The 17,189-nt window shown below is 66.7% G+C and carries 16 protein-coding genes; 11 read left to right on the forward strand and 5 right to left on the reverse strand.

Annotated elements, in window-relative coordinates:
* Positions 1-99: 99 nt before the first annotated feature.
* The 3 genes from msrB to HLH29_RS02140 are packed head-to-tail and all read left to right on the forward strand — an operon-like array spanning position 100 to position 1,487.
* Positions 100-513 (forward strand): peptide-methionine (R)-S-oxide reductase MsrB, encoded by a 414-nt coding sequence (gene msrB / locus HLH29_RS02130; RefSeq protein ID WP_182964361.1) that lies wholly within the window; start codon positions 100-102, stop codon positions 511-513.
* Positions 514-564: 51 nt separating this feature from the next.
* Positions 565-1,221 (forward strand): uracil phosphoribosyltransferase, encoded by a 657-nt coding sequence (gene upp, locus HLH29_RS02135; RefSeq protein ID WP_182964362.1) that lies wholly within the window; start codon positions 565-567, stop codon positions 1,219-1,221.
* A gap of 53 nt (positions 1,222-1,274) precedes the next feature.
* Positions 1,275-1,487 (forward strand): dodecin, encoded by a 213-nt coding sequence (locus tag HLH29_RS02140; protein WP_182964363.1) that lies wholly within the window; start codon positions 1,275-1,277, stop codon positions 1,485-1,487.
* A gap of 285 nt (positions 1,488-1,772) precedes the next feature.
* Here the strand turns inward: HLH29_RS02140 and HLH29_RS02145 are convergent, their stop codons facing one another.
* Positions 1,773-2,534 (reverse strand): SDR family oxidoreductase, encoded by a 762-nt coding sequence (locus HLH29_RS02145; protein WP_182964364.1) that lies wholly within the window; start codon positions 2,532-2,534, stop codon positions 1,773-1,775.
* A 101-nt stretch (positions 2,535-2,635) separates the two neighbouring features.
* Here HLH29_RS02145 and HLH29_RS02150 point away from each other — a divergent pair, with 101 nt between their 5' ends.
* Positions 2,636-3,535, forward strand: coding sequence for a LysR family transcriptional regulator (locus HLH29_RS02150; RefSeq protein ID WP_182964365.1), 900 nt, complete (start codon positions 2,636-2,638; stop codon positions 3,533-3,535).
* A gap of 233 nt (positions 3,536-3,768) precedes the next feature.
* On the opposite strand, the gene HLH29_RS02155 is transcribed toward HLH29_RS02150, so the two are convergent.
* The 4 genes from HLH29_RS02155 to carA all read right to left on the reverse strand — a co-directional run bounded on the left by HLH29_RS02155 (position 3,769) and on the right by carA (position 10,274).
* Positions 3,769-4,965, reverse strand: coding sequence for a threonine ammonia-lyase (locus HLH29_RS02155; RefSeq protein ID WP_182964366.1), 1,197 nt, complete (start codon positions 4,963-4,965; stop codon positions 3,769-3,771).
* A gap of 10 nt (positions 4,966-4,975) precedes the next feature.
* Entirely contained in the window at positions 4,976-5,449 is a 474-nt protein-coding gene (greA, locus tag HLH29_RS02160; RefSeq protein WP_182964367.1) for a transcription elongation factor GreA, read from the reverse strand.
* Between the two features lie 132 nt (positions 5,450-5,581).
* Positions 5,582-8,836, reverse strand: coding sequence for a carbamoyl-phosphate synthase large subunit (gene carB, locus HLH29_RS02165; protein WP_182964368.1), 3,255 nt, complete (start codon positions 8,834-8,836; stop codon positions 5,582-5,584).
* A gap of 13 nt (positions 8,837-8,849) precedes the next feature.
* The gene (gene carA, locus HLH29_RS02170) at positions 8,850-10,274 is read right to left on the reverse strand and encodes a glutamine-hydrolyzing carbamoyl-phosphate synthase small subunit (RefSeq protein WP_182964369.1); all 1,425 of its coding nucleotides are present in this window, start codon (positions 10,272-10,274) and stop codon (positions 8,850-8,852) included.
* Positions 10,275-10,433: 159 nt separating this feature from the next.
* Here carA and HLH29_RS02175 point away from each other — a divergent pair, with 159 nt between their 5' ends.
* The 7 genes from HLH29_RS02175 (at position 10,434) to rplI (ending at position 17,120) form a co-directional block, all read left to right on the forward strand.
* On the forward strand, positions 10,434-10,889 hold the full coding sequence (locus HLH29_RS02175) for a GatB/YqeY domain-containing protein (RefSeq protein WP_182964370.1): 456 nt from the start codon (positions 10,434-10,436) through the stop codon (positions 10,887-10,889).
* A 4-nt stretch (positions 10,890-10,893) separates the two neighbouring features.
* Positions 10,894-12,726, forward strand: coding sequence for a DNA primase (dnaG, locus tag HLH29_RS02180; protein ID WP_182964371.1), 1,833 nt, complete (start codon positions 10,894-10,896; stop codon positions 12,724-12,726).
* Positions 12,727-12,943: 217 nt separating this feature from the next.
* Positions 12,944-14,881, forward strand: a complete 1,938-nt coding sequence (gene rpoD / locus HLH29_RS02185; protein WP_182964372.1) for an RNA polymerase sigma factor RpoD — start codon at positions 12,944-12,946, stop codon at positions 14,879-14,881.
* Between the two features lie 187 nt (positions 14,882-15,068).
* Positions 15,069-15,635, forward strand: coding sequence for a GNAT family N-acetyltransferase (locus HLH29_RS02190; protein ID WP_182964448.1), 567 nt, complete (start codon positions 15,069-15,071; stop codon positions 15,633-15,635).
* A gap of 153 nt (positions 15,636-15,788) precedes the next feature.
* The gene (gene rpsF, locus HLH29_RS02195) at positions 15,789-16,259 is read left to right on the forward strand and encodes a 30S ribosomal protein S6 (RefSeq protein WP_182964373.1); all 471 of its coding nucleotides are present in this window, start codon (positions 15,789-15,791) and stop codon (positions 16,257-16,259) included.
* 6 nt (positions 16,260-16,265) lie between these two features.
* Positions 16,266-16,541, forward strand: coding sequence for a 30S ribosomal protein S18 (gene rpsR / locus HLH29_RS02200; RefSeq protein WP_114726487.1), 276 nt, complete (start codon positions 16,266-16,268; stop codon positions 16,539-16,541).
* A 12-nt stretch (positions 16,542-16,553) separates the two neighbouring features.
* A complete protein-coding gene (gene rplI / locus HLH29_RS02205) occupies positions 16,554-17,120 on the forward strand; it encodes a 50S ribosomal protein L9 (protein ID WP_182964374.1) in 567 nt (188 codons plus the stop codon).
* Positions 17,121-17,189 lie beyond the last annotated feature (69 nt).

Genomic DNA, 17,189 nt, shown 5'->3' on the forward strand with positions numbered 1-17,189 from the left:
ATTTTGTCGTCCATGATGGCACCAATTGCCGGGATTGCGAATGGCCCGGAATGGGGCCGGCCCCGGTGATGTCGGCGCCCCCCGGATGGAGGAAGCGTGATGACAGCGAATGAAGCGGACCCGACGGAGGGACCGGCCTGCGGCAGCGGCTGCGGCCCGCTGACGCCGGAGCAGATCCGGGTGATGCGCGACCACGGAACGGAGCGTGCCGGATCGAGCCCCCTGAACCATGAAAAGCGGGCGGGGTTGTATCGTTGCGCGGCCTGCGGGACGCACCTGTTCCGCTCGGAGACCAAATATGACAGCGGCAGCGGCTGGCCGTCTTATTATGACGTGCTGCCCGACGCGGTGGAAAGCCGAACCGATGTCAGTCACGGGATGGTCAGGACCGAGATCCATTGTGCCTCCTGCAAGGGGCATCTGGGGCATCTCTTTCCCGACGGGCCGAGGCCGACGGGGCTGCGCTACTGCATCAACGGGCTTGCACTGAATTTTGTGCCCGATGCCGCCTGAGTGGGCGGGTAGCCCTTTCGATTCCGCCACGATCTGCCGTAAAAGGGCACTATGAGCGAGAATGCGATAACCCCCCCGTCCCCGCCCGTGGTGGTGCTGGATCATCCGCTGGTCCAGCACAAGCTGACCCGGCTGCGCCAGGCGAGCACGTCCACCGCCGGTTTCCGCCGCCTGACGCGCGAGATCAGCCTGCTGATGGCCTATGAAGCGACGCGTGAACTGCCGCTGGAGACGGTGGAGATCGAGACGCCGCTGGAGCACATGGAAGGGCGGCTGCTGTCTGGCAAGAAGCTCTGCCTGGTGTCGATCCTGCGGGCGGGCAACGGCATCCTGGACGGCATGCTCGACCTGCTGCCGGCGGCCCGGGTAGGGCATATCGGCCTGTTCCGCGACCCGGAATCGCTGGAGCCGGTCGAATATTACATGAAGCTGCCCGAGGATATCGATGCGCGGTTCTGCATCGTCGTCGATCCGATGCTGGCGACCGGGCACAGTGCGTCCGCCGCGATCGACCGGCTGAAGGCGGCGGGCGTGCGGCAACTGGTCTTTGTCTGCCTGCTGGCGGCACCCGAAGGGGTGGCGTTTCTGTCGGCGGCGCATCCGGACGTGAAGATCGTCACCTGTGCGATCGACCGCGAACTGGACGACCATGGCTATATCCGGCCCGGCCTGGGCGATGCCGGCGACCGGCTGTTCGGCACCCGGTAGGAACCCCGGCGGGCGGGCATCGTTGTTCCTCCATACAGGCAGGGAGGAACATCATGTCCGAGCATGTCTATAAAGTGGTCGAGCTGGTCGGGTCGTCGCCCGACACCATCGAAGCCGCGATCGGCAGCGCGCTGTCGCGGGCGTCGGACAGCGTGCATGCCATCCGCTGGTTCGAGGTGGTGAATACGCGCGGCCACGTCGTCAACGGCCAGGTCGGCCATTATCAGGTCACGCTGAAGGTCGGCTTTACCATCGACGAGACGTAGGGGCGCTCAACCGCCAGAGGCTGCTTTAAAAGGGTCGGTGCTGAGCAGGAGCGGCCCGGTACGGGCCGCGGCCGGCGTGTGTTTCCGAGCACCGGAGCGGCCTTGATGGTCGTGTTGGGGTGGACGGCCCCACGGCATCATGTGCCAAGGTGCAGGGGGTCATCACACTGAACCCAGGAACCGCCTAGGACTGAGTTTAGACTCAAGCGCGCAAGGCGACAGTGGCCATTTTCGCAGTCGACTACGAGTTTATGAAAGATTTCCCGAGGCAGACGGTGCTCGCGCTCAGATACACAGCCCGCCGGAGACCTCGATCCGTTGCGCATTGACCCAGCGATTGTCCTCGGACAGCAGCGAGGCGATCATCGGACCGATATCGTCCGGCAGTCCCGGCCGCCCGAGCGCGGTCGCTTCCGCGATGTGCCGGGCAATCTCCGGATTGTCCCGGACAACGCCCCCCGAGAAATCTGTCTGGATGGCGCCGGGTGCGACCGTATTGACGGTGATGCGGCGATGACCGAGTTCCTTGGCCATGTAATGTGTCATGACTTCCACAGCCCCTTTCATGGAAGCGTAGGCGATCCGGCCGGGATATGTAAAACGGGTCAGCCCTGAAGATATGTTCACGATCCGACCTCCATCCGCGACCAGAGGCAGTAACGTCTGCGTCAGGAAGAACGGGCCTTTGACGTGAACGCGATAGGCGGCGTCGAAGTCCTCCTCCGTCACCTCGCCGAACAGGCCGCTATGTGACGTTCCCGCCATGTTGACCAGATAATCGAAACGCTCGACGCCCCATTCGCCCAGCACATTTCGAACCTCTTCGAAAAATATCGGAAAGGCAGAGATGTCACCGGTGTCGAGTTGCAGGGCCACGGCGCGGGCTCCACTGTGTTCGACACTGCCGACAACCTCGTCGGCAGCAGACTTGTTGACGTGATAGGTGAAGATTGATGGCACGCCGCGTCGGGCAAGAGCTTCGACAGTCGAGCGACCGAGGCCACGGCTTCCGCCAGTGACGAGGGCAATGGTCTTTGCCACGAACATGGGATCCTCCGTTTGATGGTGGCCCCATGTTGGTCACACCCTGGTCCATTCGATAAGGTCGCCCTTTCCGACAGCATTGTTTTGCGCCATGGAATAATCCCATGGACAGGCTCGCGACACTCGATCTTTTCATCCGCATTGTCGATCGCGGCAGCTTCAGTGCCGCGGCGGCAGCCTGCGGTGTTTCGCGGCCTGCTGCGACCGCCGCGATCAAGGCGTTGGAGAGCCGGTTGGGAACCCGGCTGCTGCACCGCTCAACCCGCCACGTCCGGCCCACGACGGAGGGGGCCGCTTATTATCGGCGGTGCATCGCGATCCTGGCCGACCTTGAGGACGCGGATCGTAACGCAGGTGGCGCCGTTTCCGGCATATTGCGGGTCGACGTCGTCGGTTATCTGGCCCGCACGATCCTACTGCCGGCGCTGCCCGACTTCCTCGCGCGGCATCCTGCCCTGACTGTCCATCTTGGAGAAGGTGAACGGTTCGTCGATCTGGTCCGCGAGGGTGTGGATTGCGTCGTGCGGGCCGGGGTGCTCGCCGACAGCGACATGGTGGCGCGGCCTCTGGGGGTCATGGAAGAAGCTACCGTGGCCAGCCCGGACTATCTTGCGCGGCATGGAATGCCCGCGACACCGGAGGCACTTGAGGGCCATCAGATGGTCGGCTTCGTATCGTCGCGCACCGGCCAGTCCCTGCCGCTTGAGTTCACACGCGGACACGAAGTGATCGAGGTGACGTTGCCGACACGGTTGTTGGTAAGTGGCGCTGAAACCAGTGCCGCCGCAGCGCGGCAAGGCTTCGGTCTCGTGCAGGCACCACGTTACCGCTTTACGGATGATCTCATGAATGGCACGCTGATCGAGGTTCTGGCCGATTTCCCACCGACGCCTACACCGCTTTCCGTGCTTTATCCAAGCAACAGGAAGCTTTCTCCGCGTGTGCGCGTCTTCGTCGACTGGCTGGTGGAGATTATCGGCCCGATGCTTCATCCGGGCGCGTGAGGCCTGTCGCACGAAGGCCCGTCAGGCAGGCGCTTCGAAACTGCCGGGGCGATCCTGACCCTGCCTCCGACATGCCTGTCTTATGCATCCGTGTCGCTGCGTGCGACAAAGGACTGATTTTTCCGGGGTGGCCACCCCGGAAAAATCAGGAAGGGGACGGGTCGGTGACAGGCAGACGGCCAGACCGCGCTCCTGCGCTGGATCGCCGCCAGTGCGCATTTCCGGTCAGACACTCAGACGCGGCGGACGATGTAGGTCTTGGCCAGCTCTTCCATGATCTGCTGGGCGTGGAGGGGGTCGCGGGCCTCGATCATCACTTCCAGCTCGGCCGCCTGGACGCTGGCGGCGGTGAACAGGCGCTGGTGCGAGACCTCGATGATGTTGCCGCCGGCATCGCCGATCGTGCGGGAGATGTCGGCCAGCACGCCGGGCCGGTCGGGGATCTCCATCTTGAGGCACAGCAGCCGGCCGTCGCGCAGCAGCGTGCGCAGCAGCGTGTTGGCCAGGATGCGGCTGTCGATATTGCCGCCGGTGACGGGGAGTGCGACCCGCTTGCCGCGGAACAGCTCGGGGTAGGTCAGCACCGCCGCCAATGCTGCGGCGCCCGCGCCCTCGCTGACCTGCTTGGCGCCTTCGGCCATCAGGGTGATCGCGTCCTCGACCGCGCGCTCGGGCACCACCAGCACGCGCGAGACATGGTCGCGGATGACCGAAAGCGGCTGGCGGCCGATTTGCAGCACCGCGATGCCCTCGGCGATCGTGGCCCCGCCCGGCGGCATCAGTTCGTCGCCGGGGAAGGCGGACAGGGAGGAATAGGCCTCGACCTGCACGCCGATAATGTCCATTTCGGGCCGCAGGGCGGAAGCGGCCACGGCGCAGCCCGAGAGCAGGCCGCCGCCGCCGATGGGACCGACGAAGACATCCAGCGGCCCCGCATCCTCGAACAGTTCGAGCGCGAAGGTGCCCTGGCCGGCCATGACCGCCGGGTCGTCGTACGGGTGGACGAAGACGCGCCCTTCCGCCGCGCAGAGCGCGTCGGCATGGGCGGTGGCTTCGGCGAAATTATTGCCTTCCAGCACCACGCGCGCGCCCCAGGCGGCGGTGCGCGTGACCTTGGCGGCGGGGGTGAAGCGCGGCATGACGATGACCGCGTCGATCCCCAGCAGCGAGGCGTGGCGGGCGACGCCCTGGGCATGGTTGCCGGCCGAGACGGTGATGACGCCGCGGCTGCGTTCCTCCGGCGTCAGCAGCGCCAGCTTGTTGGCGGCGCCACGCTCCTTGAACGACCCCACGGCCTGGAGATTGTCCAGCTTCAGCACGATCTCCGCGCCGGTCGCCTTCGACAAAGCGTGCGAAGGGACCGTGGGCGTGCGCAGGACGCGCCCCTCGATCCGGGCGGCGGCGGCCCGGAGGTCGTCGAGCGTGATCATCGGCGGAGCCTCAGCCGTAGGTGACGGCCAGGATTTCGTATGTGCGGTCGCCGCCGGGGGCGGGGACCGACACCGAATCGCCGATCTTCTTGCCGATCAGCGACTTGGCGAGCGGGGAGGAAATGGACAGCAGGCCCTGCTTGATGTCGGCCTCGTGCACGCCGACGATCTGGTAGGTGGCTTCCTTGTCGGTTTCCTCGTCCACCAGGCTGACCTGGGCGCCGAATTTCACCTGGTCGCCCGACAGGGTGGAGGGGTCGATCACCTCGGCCGAGGAGACGATTTCTTCCAGCTCGATGATCCGGCCCTCGATGAAGGACTGGCGTTCGCGCGCGGCGTGGTATTCGGCGTTTTCCGACAGGTCGCCGTGGCTGCGGGCCTCGGCGATCGCGCGGATCACGGCCGGGCGTTCTTCACTCTTGAGTTTGCGAAGTTCATCTTCCAGCCGTTGCAGGCCCTTGCCTGTCATCGGAAATTTCTGCAAGGCGCGTCCCCAGCGTGAAGGTCGGTCAGGTGGCCGACATGGCAAATTGCGACAAGAGCATCCCACAAGACCGACAGCGCCGGAAACGGGGCCAGCGGAGGCTGCCCTGTTCCCGGCGTCGGTATGGTACGCTCAGAACGATCCGTTAAAGTAGGATTGAAGAGGCGCGACTTCAAGCGGTCCTTCCCGCATCGCCGCGATCGCGTGCGTGGCGGCCCGTGCGCCGGCGATCGTGGTGAAGTGGGGAATGCCCGAAGTCAGGGCCGAACGGCGGATGTCGAAACTGTCCGCGACCGACTGCGCGCCGTGGGCGGTGTTGATGATCATCTGCACGTCGCCCGAGCGGATGGCGTCCACGCAGTTCGGCCGCCCTTCCAGCACCTTGTTCACCACCTGGACGGCGATGCCGGCCTCGCGCAGATGCTGCGCGGTGCCGCGGGTGGCCAGGATGGTGAAGCCCATATCGACCAGGCGGCGAGCCAGCGCCGGCACCGTCGGCTTGTCGCTGCGGCGCACCGACAGGAAGACCGCGCCCGACAGGGGCAGCCGCACGCCGGCGGCGAGCTGCGACTTGGCGAAGGCGCGCTCGAACGAGGCGTCCAGGCCCATCACCTCGCCGGTCGAGCGCATTTCCGGGCCCAGGATCGTATCCACGTTGGGGAAGCGGTTGAAGGGGAAGACGGCTTCCTTGACCGCGACATGCGGGGCCACCGCGCGATCGTCGAGGCGGAATTCCGCCAGCCTGGCGCCGGCCATCACCCGTGCGCCGATCTTGGCCACCGGCACGCCGGTCGCCTTGGCGACGAAGGGCACGGTGCGCGAGGCGCGGGGATTGACCTCCAGGACGAAGATCTCCTGGTCCTTGATCGCGTACTGGACGTTCATCAGCCCGACGATGCCCAGTTCGCGGGCCATGGCCTCGGTCTGGGCCTTCAGTTCGGTGACGATGGCCGGGGAGAGCGTATAGGGCGGGAGCGAGCAGGCGCTGTCGCCGGAATGGATGCCCGCTTCCTCGATATGCTCCATGACGCCGGCGACATAGACTTCCTGCCCGTCGGCGATGCAGTCGACATCGGCCTCGATCGCGTCGTTCAGGTAGCGGTCGATCAGCACCGGGCCGGAGGCGATGTCCTGGCCGGCCAGTTGCAGGGCCACGCGCATGTAGCGCTGGAGGCTGGCGCGGTCATGGACGATTTCCATCGCCCGGCCGCCCAGCACGTAGGAGGGGCGGATCACCACCGGATAGCCGATACGCTCGGCCACGTCCTCGGCCTCGGCCGGGGTGCGGGCGATGCCGTTGGCGGGCTGGCGCAGGCCCAGCCGGTGCAGCATGGCCTGGAACCGCTCGCGGTCCTCGGCGCGGTCGATCGCGTCGGCGGGCGTGCCCAGGAGCGGAATGCCGGCGGCTTCCAGAGCGTGGGACAGTTTCAGCGGCGTCTGGCCGCCATATTGCACGATGCAGCCCAGCACGGTGCCGCTTTCCTGCTCGCGGCGGATCAGGGCGATCACGTCCTCGGCGGTCAGGGGCTCGAAATACAGCCGGTCCGAGGTGTCGTAGTCGGTCGAGACGGTTTCGGGGTTGCAGTTGACCATGATGGTCTCGAACCCGGCCTCGCGCAGCGCATAGGCGGCGTGGACGCAGCAATAGTCGAATTCGATACCCTGGCCGATGCGGTTGGGGCCGCCGCCGAGGATCACGACCTTCTGCCGGTCGGTGGGGCGGCTTTCGCATTCCGGCGTGCCGAACCCGCCTTCATAGGTCGAGTACATGTAGGGCGTGCTGGAGGCGAATTCGCCGGCGCAGGTGTCGATGCGCTTGTAGACCGGTGTGACCGCCAGGCGGGTGCGCAGGGTCGCGATTTCGGCCGCCGCCGTGCCCGACAGGCGGGCGAGCTGGACGTCGGAGAAGCCCATCGCCTTCAGGCGGCGCATGTCCTGGGCGTCGCGCGGCAGGCCGTCGCGGATCACGTTGTGTTCCGCCGCCACGATCTTGGCCAGTTCGCGCAGGAACCAGGGCTCGAACTTGCAGGCGGCGTGGATGTCTTCGATGCTCAGCCCGGCGCGCAGGGCCTGGGCGGCCATGAGAATCCGTTCCGGCCGGGGCTGCGACAGCGCGGCGCGGAAGGCGTCGGGGCCGCCGTCGCCGGGGGCTTCCACCGGGTCCAGCCCGGCCAGGCCGGTTTCCATCGAGCGCAGGCCCTTTTGCAGGGCCTCGGGGAAGGAACGGCCGATGGCCATCGCCTCGCCTACCGATTTCATGCTGGTGGAGAGCAGGGCCGGGGTGCCGGGGAACTTCTCGAAGGTGAAGCGCGGGATCTTGACCACGACATAGTCGATGGTCGGCTCGAACGAGGCGGGGGTGGAGCCGGTGATGTCGTTGGCCAGTTCGTCCAGCGTGTAGCCGACCGCGAGCTTGGCCGCGATCTTGGCGATCGGGAAGCCGGTGGCCTTCGATGCCAAGGCGGAGGAGCGCGAGACGCGGGGGTTCATCTCGATGACCACCATGCGCCCGTCGGCCGGGTTGACGCCGAACTGGACGTTGGAGCCGCCGGTCTCGACGCCGATGGCGCGCAGGCAGGCCAGCGATGCGTCGCGCATGCGCTGATACTCTTTGTCCGTCAGGGTCAGGGCCGGCGCGACGGTGATCGAGTCGCCGGTATGCACGCCCATCGGGTCGATATTCTCGATCGAGCAGACGATGATGCAATTGTCCGCGCGGTCGCGGACGACTTCCATCTCGAACTCCTTCCAGCCCAGCACCGATTCCTCGATCAGGACTTCGGTGGTGGGCGAGGCGTCGAGGCCCGAGGCCACGATCTGGTCGAATTCCTCGCGGTTATAGGCGATGCCGCCGCCCGAGCCGCCCATGGTGAAGGAGGGACGGATCACGGCCGGCAGGCCGACCTGCTCCAGCGCCGCGCGGGCTTCGTCGAGCGTGTGGGCGATGGTGCTGCGCGGGCTTTCGATGCCGATCGCATCCATCGCCTCGCGGAATTTCTGCCGGTCTTCGGCGCGGTCGATCACCTCGGCGTCCGCGCCGATCAGCTCCACGCCGTGCTTCTTGAGGAAGCCGGACTTGTCGAGTGCCATCGCGGTATTCAGCGCCGTCTGGCCGCCCATGGTGGGCAGCACCGCGTCGGGCTTTTCGCGCAGGATGATGCGTTCGACGAATTCGGGGGTGATCGGCTCGATATAGGTGGCATCCGCCAGGCCCGGATCGGTCATGATCGTGGCCGGGTTGGAGTTGACCAGGATGACCCGATAGCCTTCCTCGCGCAGGGCTTTGCAGGCCTGGGCGCCGGAATAGTCGAATTCACAGGCCTGGCCGATGACGATCGGGCCGGCGCCGATGATCAGGATCGAGCGTATGTCTGTCCGTTTGGGCATGGGGGCGCGACTTTCAGGCGGGCTGATTGGTGCGGTCGATCAGGGCGACGAAGCGGTCGAACAGATAATGGCTGTCCGACGGGCCGGGGCTGGCCTCGGGGTGGTACTGGACCGAGAAGGCGGCGTAGCGCGTGGAGGCGATGCCCTCGTTCGAGCCGTCGAACAGGCTGCTGTGCGTGACGCGGACATCGTCGGGCAGGCTGGACTCGTCCACCGCGAAGCCGTGATTCTGGCTGGTGATCTCGACCTTGCCGGTGCTGAGGTCCTTGACCGGCTGGTTGGCGCCGCGATGGCCGCGCGCCAGCTTGTAGGTGCGGGCACCCAGCGCCTGAGCCAGCAATTGGTGGCCCAGGCAGATGCCGAAGATCGGCTTGCCGGCGTCGAGCACGCCACGGATTGCGGGGACCGCATATTCGGCGGTCGCGGCCGGGTCGCCCGGGCCGTTGGAGAGGAACACGCCGGCGGGATCGAGGGCCAGGATCTCTTCCGCCGTGGCGGTGGCGGGCACGACCGTGACGTCGCAGCCCGCATTGGCCAGACAGCACAGGATGTTGCGCTTGGCGCCGTAATCGACGGCGACGACGCGGCGGCGCTTCAGCGGGAGCGGGAGGGTGCCGCCGGGCCAGGTCCACACGCCCTCGTCCCAGCCATAGGCCTTGGTGCAGGTGACGTCGCGCGCCAGGTCCATGCCTTCCAGGCCGGGCCAGGCGGCGGCCTGCGCGCGGAGCGCGTCGAGGTCGAAAGCGCCGTCGGCCGGGTAGGCCAGGATGGCGGTCTGCGGGCCGCCATCGCGGATGCGCAGCGTGATGGCGCGGGTATCGACGCCGCAGATGCCGGGCACGTTGCGCGCTTTCAGCCAGCCTTCCAGGTCCTGCGTGGCGCGCCAGTTGGCGGGTTCGGTCAGGTCCTGCTTCACGACCAGGCCGCGGGCCGCGACGCGGGCGGCTTCGTCATCGGCCGCGTTGGTGCCGACATTGCCGATATGCGGGAACGTGAAGGTGATGATCTGGCCGGCGAAGGACGGGTCGGTCAGCGTTTCCTGATAGCCGGTCATGCCGGTGGAGAAGCACAGTTCGCCGATGGCGGCGCCGGTGGCCGGCGTATGGGCGCCGAAGCCGCGCCCCCACAGGATGGTGCCGTCGGCCAGCACCAGGGCGGCGGTGGCGCCCGTGGGAATGGCGGCGGGGGGCGAGGCGGGAACCTGGCGCTCGGTCATCTGGGTCTCCGGTCCATCGTACGCTTTGTCGGGGGGCACGCTATCGGGTTGCAGGTCGGAAAGGCTGAGGCCGGTATGGCGCAGGATCACCGTCCAGTGCTTGGGCGGGATCGCGCCGGCCTGACGCCATTTGCGGATGGCCTCGGTCCCGACGCCGGTCAGGCGGGCGGCATTGTCGGCCCCGCCCAGACGTTCGATGATGTGGTCGATCGATGACGGCATGGAGAATTCTTCCTTCCGGGGTTATCTCCTACCAGCCTCCCGCGAGGCTGGGAAGAAAATTCCCACCCTGATTGTTTTTCATTGGGTGGGAAAAAACTTCCGGATATTGACCGGAAGCGCCCTGCGCGATGGGGCGCTTCATATCAGGAGTACGGGATCATGAGCCTGCGCGCACGTTTCATGGAAGACCTCAAGGCCGCGATGAAGGCCGGGCAGAGCGGGCAGGTTGCGACCCTGCGCATGGTCAATGCGAAGCTGAAGGACGCCGATATCGTCGCCCGCGCGCGTGGGGCGGAGGTGTCGGAAGACGAGATCGTGTCGATGCTGCGGGGGATGATCAAGTCGCGGACCGAGTCGGCCGCGATGTATCATCAGGGTGGCCGGCCCGAGCTGGCCGAGAAGGAAGAGGCCGAGATCGCGATCATCCGCGCCTATCTGCCCGCCGAGCTGGACGCGGCGACGCTGGAGGCCGCCGCGCGTGAGGCGATTGCCGAACTGGGGGCCGCGTCGATGAAGGACATGGGCAAGGTGATGGCGGCGCTGAAGGCGCGCTTCGGCGCGGCGCTGGATGCCGGCCAGGCCAGTGGCATGGTCAAGTCGCTGCTGTCTGCCTGACGCGGTGGCGCTCGACCCCGCCTTTCTGGAAGAGCTTCGGGCCCGCACGCCGATCGCCGCCGTGATCGGGCGGCGGACCCGGCTGATCCGTTCGGGACGGAACTGGAAGGCGTGCTGCCCCTTCCATGGTGAAAAGACGCCGTCCTTCTACGTCTATGACGATCATTTCCATTGTTTCGGATGTGGCGCGCATGGCGATGTGATCACGTTCGTGATGCAGAGCGAGGGGCGGGGCTTTCCCGAAGTGGTTGCCGAACTGGCGGCCGAGGCCGGGCTGGAGGTGCCGCGCGCCAGCCCCCAGCAACGCGAGAACGAGCAGCGTATCCGCGATCTGGCGGAAGTGCTGGAGCTGGTCCAGGCCGCCTGGGTACGGCGGCTGCATGCGCCGGAAGGGCGGGGCGGGCTGGCTTATCTGCGCGGGCGCGGCCTGTCCGACGAGACGATTGCCGGTTTCGGGCTGGGCTGGTCGGGCGACGGCAGGGGCGGTCTGCTGGAGGAATTGCGCCCGAAGGGGGTGACGCAGGACCTGCTGCTCAGGGCCGGGCTGATGCGGATGGACGATGAGGGGCGGCCGAAGGGCGAGCTGTTCTTCAACCGCGTCACCTTTCCGATCCGGGACCGCAAGGGGATGCTGGTGTCGTTCGGTGGGCGCATCCTGGGGGATGGGCAGCCGAAATATCTCAACGGGCCGGAAACCGAGCTGTTCTCCAAGCGGCGGGTGCTGTTCGGCATGGATCGTGCCCGCAGTGCCCTGCGGATGGCGCGGCCGCGCGGGGCGCCGCCGGTCGAGTTGCTGGTGGTCGAGGGGTATATGGATGTCATTGCCCTGCACCAGGCCGGATTCCCGGGTGCGGTGGCCCCGCTGGGCACGGCCCTGACGCCTGAGCAGATGGAGGCGTTGTGGCGTCTGGCGCCGGCGCCGATCCTGTGTTTCGACGGGGACGCGGCCGGGCAGCGCGCGGCGGTGAAGGCGGCCGAGACGGCGCTGCCGCTGCTGTCGATCGAGCGGACGGTCCGGTTTTGCTCCCTGCCTGAGGGGGAGGATCCCGACAGCCTGCTGCGCGCGCGGGGCACCGGTGCGGTTGCTTCCCTGGTGGAAGGCGCGCGGCCGCTGAGTGCGGTTCTGTTCGAATTGCTGACCCAGGGGGTGCGCGATCCGGGGCCCGAGCAGCGGGCGGCGTTGCGCCGGCGGCTGACCGACGCGGCGGCGATGATTGCCGACAAGGGGCTGGCCGCGGAATATCGTTCGACCCTGATCGATCGGTTTTTCGAGACCTATCGGCGCCGGCCGGGTGGTGGGCCGCGACGTGAGGGGGCGGTCCGGTCCTCCGTCGCGTCGGTGGCTGCGGCGCCATTCGATGCCCTGGCGGCGACGGAGGAGCGCATGCGGATTCTGACTGCGATCCTGCTGCGTCATCCCGCGCTGCTGCCGGAGGTCGAGGATGCCTATTGCCGGCTGGACCTGCCGCCGGCGCTGGGCCGGGTCCGGGCGGGGCTGATGGATGCGGCCTCGGAAGATGCCCTGACGGATGCTGGCGCGCTGGCCGCCCGGCTGGACGAGGCCGGTCTGACGGAGGAACGGACCGCCGTGCTGTCTGCCCGGCCGCTGCCGATGGCGCTGAGCGCGCCGGACGACCTGATGGCGGTCGATGTGGCGCAGGAATGGTGGCATTTCTATGCGCTGATGAATGTCCGCCAGTTCGGCGAGGATCTGCGGATGGATACCGAACGGATGTGTGCCGGCACGCTGGACGAGCGGGCGTGGGCCAGCCTGCGCCCCCGGCTGCTGGCCTGGGAGGCCCTGCGGCGAGGAGAAATATCCTCCGACGATGGATGAAGTTATGGGGCCTGACACATGCCGGGCCTTGACTTTGGCGGGTGAATCGACCACCTGCACACCACTTGTAATTTGTCAGATGCGATAGAATGGCCGTTTCGTATCCGGAGGTTTGCATCCCACGCGCTATGGTGGGACCGGATAGGGGGCAGGGCCGGCGATGCCGTGGCGCGGCGAAAGCGTGGCGGCGGGTTAGCGCTTAGGGATAGGGCAGGCGATGGCTACAAAGACAGCCGCGGGTTCGGAAGCGACTGCTGGCGACCAGGATAACGACACCACTCTGCTGGATACGCAATCCGGAGCTGTCAAGAGGCTGATCGCCCGCGGGAAGGAGCGGGGGTACATCACCTTCGACGAACTGAACGCCGTCCTGCCGCAGGACCAGATGTCCTCGGAGCAGATCGAGGACGTGATGGCGGTGCTGTCGGAGATGGGTATCCAGGTCGTCGAGAACGAGGATAACGACGACGCCGAGGCGAACCGCGAGGAAAAGGCCGAGGAAGCCGAGGCCGAGGAGGAATCCGGCAGCGGCAACGTCGACACTGAGAGCCTGGGCCGTACCGACGATCCGGTGCGGATGTACCTGCGCGAGATGGGCTCGGTCGAACTGCTGTCGCGCGAGGGCGAGATCGCCATCGCCAAGCGGATCGAGGCCGGCCGCGACGAGATGATCGGCGGGCTGTGCGAAAGCCCGCTGACCTTCAGCGCCATCATCTCCTGGCATGAGCGGCTGAAGGCCGGCGAAATGCTGCTGCGCGACATCGTGGACCTGGAAGCCATGCAGGCGGGCGGCGCCGAGGAGGAGGGTGTCGAGTCGCCGCAGGAAGACGGGGCCTTCGAGGCGCCGGCCGAGAACGAGGAAGGGGAGGAAGGCGACGGCGCCGGCCTGTCCCTCTCGGCGCTGGAAGAAAAGCTGAAGCCGGAGATCCTGGCGCAGTTCGAGGAGATCGAGGAGCTCTATTCGCGGCTGCAGAAACTGCAGTCCAAGCGGCTGGAGACCCTGACCTCGGGCGCCGAGATGTCGGACAAGTCCGAGAAATCGTACGAGAAGCTGCGCGAGGAACTGGTCGGCAAGGTGCAGCAGGTGCATCTGCACAATACCCGGATCGAGTATCTGGTGCAGCATATGAAGGAGATCTTCCAGCGGCTGAACGGGCTGGAAGGGCGGATGCTGCGCCTGGCCGAGAGCACCAAGGTCTCGCGCGAGGACTTCCTGATCAAATATCGCGGCAGCGAGCTGGACCCGGGCTGGATGGACATGGTGTCCGCCCTGCCGGGCAAGAGCTGGAAGAACTTCGTCGCCAAGCACACCGTGACCGTGCTGGAACTGCGCGGCCAGGTGGCCGCGCTGTCGCAGGAAACCGGCCTGCCGGTGGGCGAGTTCCGTCGCGTCTATGCCACCATCTCGCGCGGGGAGCGGGATTCGGCCCGCGCGAAGAAGGAGATGATCGAGGCGAACCTGCGCCTGGTGATCTCGATCGCCAAGAAATACACCAATCGCGGCCTGCAGTTCCTGGACCTGATCCAGGAGGGCAATATCGGCCTGATGAAGGCCGTGGATAAGTTCGAGTACCGTCGCGGGTACAAATTCTCGACCTATGCCACCTGGTGGATCCGGCAGGCGATCACGCGCTCGATCGCCGACCAGGCGCGGACCATCCGTATCCCGGTGCATATGATCGAGACGATCAACAAGCTGGTCCGGACCTCGCGCCAGATGCTGCATGAGATCGGGCGCGAGCCGGCGCCCGAGGAACTGGCGGAAAAGCTGGGCATGCCGCTGGAGAAGGTGCGCAAGGTCCTGAAGATCGCCAAGGAACCGATCTCGCTGGAAACGCCGATCGGCGACGAGGAAGACAGCCATCTGGGCGACTTCATCGAGGACAAGACGGCCGTCATTCCGCTGGATGCCGCGATCCAGACCAACCTGCGCGAGGCCACGACGCGGGTGCTGTCCTCGCTGACGCCGCGCGAGGAGCGGGTGCTGCGCATGCGCTTCGGCATCGGCATGAACACCGACCATACGCTGGAAGAGGTCGGCCAGCAGTTCAACGTGACGCGCGAGCGTATCCGCCAGATCGAGGCCAAGGCGCTGCGCAAGCTCAAGCACCCCAGCCGCAGCCGCAAGCTGCGCTCGTTCCTCGACGATAACTGAGAGCCTGACCGAAAATGTGGGCTGGTGAGCGAGAGCGGGCCGCTGGGGCCGCGCCCGGCGTGTGTTTCCGAGCATCGGAGCGGAGCGGCCTTGACGGCCGTGAGCACCGAAGCACAGGAAATGCGCGTCGGATCGCCATCAGCGCGCATTTCCGGTCAGGCTCTGAGGGCCGGGTGTCGTGAATGCGATGATCGGGTCCGGGCCGACGACCCGGATCGTCGTCGACGTGACGTTCCTGTGCATGGACGCGCCGCCTGCGGGCGTCGCGCCCGTGCTGCCGGATGCGTATCGGATCGTGCGTCAGCCGGCGCCGGACTTCGCCTTCTACCGGCTTCTCTATGACGGTGTGGGGCAGGATTATTGCTGGTGGATGCGCCGGGTCATGCCCGAGCGGGAGCTGACCGCCCTGCTGCGCGATCCGCGCGTCGAGGTGCATGTCCTGTGGCGGGGCGAGGAGATCTGCGGGTTCTTCGAGCTGGATCGGCAGGTGCCCGACGAGGTCAATCTGGCCTATTTCGGCCTGATGCCGGGGCAGATCGGGTTGGGGATCGGGTGGATTTTCCTGCGGGCCGCCCTTGACGTCGCGTGGGCGGCGCGGCCCCAGAGCGTGCGGGTGAATACCTGCTCGGCCGATCATCCCAGGGCGCTGGAGACCTATCTGCAGGCCGGATTCCGCCAGGTACGCACGGTACGCGAGGTGTGGGATATTCCCGACCGGCTGGGGATGAGCGTGCCGTCCTGGCTGCGTGTGTAGTTTTTCCTTGTGATCGGGTGGGGTTTGTGCTTCACACCCCTCCTTCCCTGCTCGGGCGCGGCATCGCCCCGGCTATACCCATGCCCCCCGGGAGGGGCGCCGTGCGGACCGTGTCCGAGGCGGCCGGGTTGACCTTATCCGAAGGGAGTTCCCATGCCGTTATATGAGACCGTGTTCATCGCACGGAATGACGTGTCGCAGCAGCAGGTCGAAGCCGTCGCCGACGGAATCGCCACCCTGCTGGAGACTGACGGCGGCGCCGTCAAGAAGCGCGAATATTGGGGCCTGCGCAGCCTGGCTTATCGCATCAAGAAGAACCGCAAGGGGCACTACATGCTCCTGGGTCTGGATGCGAAGCCGGAGACGATCAAGGAGATCGAGCGCCAGCTGAGCCTCAACGAGGACGTGATGCGCGTCCTGACCCTGCGCGTCGAAGAGATCGACGAGGCGCCGTCCGTGATCCTGTCCCGCAAGGGCGACGAGCGCGAGCGCGGTTTCCGTGGTCCGAAGCCGGCCGGCCGGTTCGAGAGCGGCCGCGGCGGTCCCCGTCGCAGCTATGACGACCGCGAGGAATTCCGCGCCCGCAATGACGAGCCGCGCGATACCGACGGCGAAGCGGAGTAAGAATCCATGTCCGACACCACCGAAATCAATCCCGCCGCCCGTCGCACGGCTGTGGGCGCCCGTCGGCCGTTCTATCGCCGTCGCAAGTCCTGCCCGTTCTCCGGCCCCAACGCGCCGAAGATCGACTACAAGGACGTGCGTCTGCTCAGCCGCTTCCTGTCCGAGCGCGGCAAGATCGTGCCGAGCCGCATTACCGCCGTTTCGGCGAAGAAGCAGCGCGAGCTGGCCCAGGCGATCAAGCGGGCCCGCTTCCTGGCCCTGCTGCCCTACATCGTCGGTTGAGGGAGGCAGATCATGTCCGCAGTAGAACTGATCCTGCTCCAGCGCGTCGAGAATCTGGGGCAGATGGGCGAGATCGTGAAGGTGAAGCCGGGTTATGCCCGTAACTTCCTTCTGCCCCAGGGCAAGGCGATCCGTGCCAACGGCATGAACCGCGAGCGCTTCGAGCGCGAGCGCGTGCAGCTGGAGGCGCTGAACCTGAAGCGTCGCGAGGAGGCCGAGCGCCTGTCCGAGCGCATGCATGGCCTGTCCGTCATCCTGATCCGTCAGGCCGGCGACAGCGGCAGCCTGTATGGCTCGGTCACGACCCGTGACGTGGCTGACGCCACCACGGCTGCCGGGCTGACGATCGCGCGCACCCAGGTGGTCCTGGAGCACCCGATCAAGCAGTTGGGCCTGTACACCGTGCGCGTGGCGCTGCACCCGGAAGTCTCGATCCCCGTCACGGTCAACGTGGCGCGTTCGGAAGAGGAAGCCGAGCGCCAGGCACGCGGCGAGGCCATCGGCGTCGAAGACGAGCCTGCCGGTTTCGTCGAGGAAGCGCTGATCGAAGAGACGGAAGAGGCCCCGGCCGAAGCCTGATCGACCTGCGCGGCGCAGACGCGCCAGAGCTGCGAAAGGCCCGGAAGAGTTCGCTCTTCCGGGCCTTTT

This window comes from Gluconacetobacter tumulicola, from assembly GCF_014174215.1.
Lineage (GTDB): Bacteria > Pseudomonadota > Alphaproteobacteria > Acetobacterales > Acetobacteraceae > Gluconacetobacter > Gluconacetobacter tumulicola.

Coding starts and splice junctions, on each gene's coding strand:
- msrB (WP_182964361.1), top strand. CDS start 100: ATGACAGCGAATGAAGCGGACCCGACGGAGGGACCGGCCTGCGGCAGC.
- upp (WP_182964362.1), top strand. CDS start 565: ATGAGCGAGAATGCGATAACCCCCCCGTCCCCGCCCGTGGTGGTGCTG.
- HLH29_RS02140 (WP_182964363.1), top strand. CDS start 1,275: ATGTCCGAGCATGTCTATAAAGTGGTCGAGCTGGTCGGGTCGTCGCCC.
- HLH29_RS02145 (WP_182964364.1), bottom strand. CDS start 2,534: ATGTTCGTGGCAAAGACCATTGCCCTCGTCACTGGCGGAAGCCGTGGC.
- HLH29_RS02150 (WP_182964365.1), top strand. CDS start 2,636: ATGGACAGGCTCGCGACACTCGATCTTTTCATCCGCATTGTCGATCGC.
- HLH29_RS02155 (WP_182964366.1), bottom strand. CDS start 4,965: ATGATCACGCTCGACGACCTCCGGGCCGCCGCCGCCCGGATCGAGGGG.
- carB (WP_182964368.1), bottom strand. CDS start 8,836: ATGCCCAAACGGACAGACATACGCTCGATCCTGATCATCGGCGCCGGC.
- carA (WP_182964369.1), bottom strand. CDS start 10,274: ATGCCGTCATCGATCGACCACATCATCGAACGTCTGGGCGGGGCCGAC.
- HLH29_RS02175 (WP_182964370.1), top strand. CDS start 10,434: ATGAGCCTGCGCGCACGTTTCATGGAAGACCTCAAGGCCGCGATGAAG.
- rpoD (WP_182964372.1), top strand. CDS start 12,944: ATGGCTACAAAGACAGCCGCGGGTTCGGAAGCGACTGCTGGCGACCAG.
- HLH29_RS02190 (WP_182964448.1), top strand. CDS start 15,069: ATGATCGGGTCCGGGCCGACGACCCGGATCGTCGTCGACGTGACGTTC.
- rpsF (WP_182964373.1), top strand. CDS start 15,789: ATGCCGTTATATGAGACCGTGTTCATCGCACGGAATGACGTGTCGCAG.
- rpsR (WP_114726487.1), top strand. CDS start 16,266: ATGTCCGACACCACCGAAATCAATCCCGCCGCCCGTCGCACGGCTGTG.
- rplI (WP_182964374.1), top strand. CDS start 16,554: ATGTCCGCAGTAGAACTGATCCTGCTCCAGCGCGTCGAGAATCTGGGG.